1 protein-coding gene is annotated in these 1655 nt (G+C 57.3%); it reads right to left on the bottom strand.

The genetic code is table 11. The annotated features are described in order from the left end of the window. Positions 1–37: 37 nt before the first annotated feature. Positions 38–1590, bottom strand: a protein-coding gene (locus tag QPL95_RS18490; protein ID WP_303292373.1) for an IS3 family transposase whose coding sequence is annotated in 2 segments (ribosomal slippage) — positions 38–1122 and positions 1122–1590 — 1554 coding nt in all. Because the reading frame shifts where the segments join, the coding sequence is not laid out codon by codon here. Positions 1591–1655 lie beyond the last annotated feature (65 nt).

Raw genomic sequence — 1655 nt, 5'->3', positions numbered from 1 at the left:
CGGTGTTTTTCAAGACAGTTGGCACTGATTTCTCTGTTTAAGCGACGTCTTTCTCTACCACTCGTTTTTCCGGGTTCAACGTGGTTGAGCCGACGGGCTCACAATTCCTGATGGGGCGACGGCCCCATCGGCCTGGAGTTCTCTTTTTTGCCTGCTCCAGAACCCGCTGACGCTGGGCGAGGATAGCGGCGTCCTCACCACTGTGGCGCTCATGCGGTGTTACGAACCGCAGCTTGCTGTGCTTGTGTTCATGGTTGTACCAGTTGACGAAGCGGTCGACCCAGCGCCGGGCTTCCTCCAGGCTGTTAAATCCCGATGAAGGCCATCCCGGGCGGTATTTCAGAGTCCGGAACAGGGACTCCGAGAACGCGTTGTCGTTGCTGACCCGCGGTCGGCTGTAAGACGGCAGGACACCCAGTTCTTCCAGCTTTGCTTTCATCGTCTGCGCCTTCATCGGGGCTCCGTTGTCCGAGTGCAGCACCAGAGGCCGGTGGAGGCACTGCTCTCGCAGCAGGCAACGTTGCAACAGCCCGGCAGCGTAGTCGCCGCTCTCAGTCTCGTAGACTTCGTAACCCACGATCTTGCGGCTGTATACGTCTTCAAACATGTACAAGTAATAGAACTGCCCACGCACGGTTGAAGCACAGTAGGTAATGTCCCAGCACCACACCTCACACGGGCCGGAGGCATGATGCGTGGTCGCTTCCCGGGATCGCTGCGGTGCAAGGCTTTGTCCCCGATGGTTCAACTGGTTGTGGGCTTTGAGTATCCGGTAGAACGACGACTCCGAGGCCAGGTACAGCCCCTCGTCCATCAGCGATGGCACGATTTGGGACGGCGGCAGGCTTTCATAACGAGCCGAATTACAGGTCGACAGAATTTGCTGGCGCTCTGCTTCACTGAGTTTGTTTGCCGGCCTGGGGCGCACAGCTTCCGGGCGTTTATCGGGCTGTACCTCGCCTTCGCGGAACCAGCGGCGATAGGTACGCAAGCCAATGCCAGCTTCTCCACAGGCCTTGAACAGCCGGGCTCCGGCGCTCATGGCTTCCTGAATCAGGTTGATCATTACCCTGCGCTCAGGGACCGAGGTTAGTCGTCCTCGTTGTCGTTTTCCCAGAGCGCATCCAGCTTTTTTCGCAGCACCAGCAGTGCAGCGGTTTCGGCCAGAGCCTTTTCCTTGTGGCGCAATTCACGCTCAAGCTTCTTGATCTGCTTCTGGTCTGACTGACTCTTTTTGCGAAGTTGTTTTTCCCGCTCGGCACTGCGCTGGAAGCCTTGCAGGGATTCTTCTTTCCAGCGCCGGACTTGCTCAGGGTAAAGCCCTTTTTCCCGGCAGTACTGGCTGAGTTCTTCTTCGGACAGTGCGGCTGTCTCAATCACGGTTGCCAGCTTTGCTTCTGCTGACCACTGATCTGACTTGGCTTTGGAACCCGGCACCGGACGCCCCTCTTCTCTGGCTTGTGTCCGCCAATTGTAAAGGGTTTGATCCGAAATGCCTTCCTGCCGCGCCAAAGCGGCTACGGTCATACTATGGGGCGGCGACAACTTCGCCAGCACGGCGGCTTTACGTTCTTCGGAATAACGAGGCACTATCAACACCTGAACCGCCCAACTGGTTAAAAATTAAGTAGTGCCAACTATCCTGCCAGAGGGGG

This window comes from Marinobacter sp. SS5-14b (assembly GCF_030541005.1).
Classification (GTDB): Bacteria; Pseudomonadota; Gammaproteobacteria; order Pseudomonadales; family Oleiphilaceae; genus Marinobacter.
The sequence above is the reverse complement of the archived record's forward strand: the minus strand, read 5'-3'. Positions and strand labels throughout refer to the sequence as shown.